The following is a 306-nucleotide window of genomic DNA, read 5'->3' on the forward strand; positions in this document are numbered from 1 at the left end:
CCTATCAATTATCACCCCTCTAAAACTCAGTTTTCTGCACCACTATTATCAGAAAGTTTACATAATCAGTTTCCGGATCAACATATTATTCAGACAACCATTGATGCAAACTTACAAAAAAAACTTGAACGATTTGTGAAAAATGAAAGCCATACATGGCCAGAAAAAATTTCAGCTGCTGTATTAGTCGTCAATAATCATGATCATCAAGTTTATGCTTACATTGGTTCTTCTGATCTTTTTAATCGTGACCGTTTCGGCTATGTGGATATGACGCAAGCTATTCGCTCTCCAGGATCGACACTT

Annotated in this window: 1 pseudogene; it reads left to right on the plus strand. The window is 36.3% G+C overall.

From position 1 onward, the window contains the following. Positions 1 to 306, plus strand: a pseudogene (locus BZK14_RS13440) (penicillin-binding protein 1C); the annotation flags it as partial.

Origin of the sequence: Wohlfahrtiimonas larvae (assembly GCF_002006755.1) — a bacterium.
Classification (GTDB): Bacteria; Pseudomonadota; Gammaproteobacteria; order Cardiobacteriales; family Wohlfahrtiimonadaceae; genus Wohlfahrtiimonas; species Wohlfahrtiimonas larvae.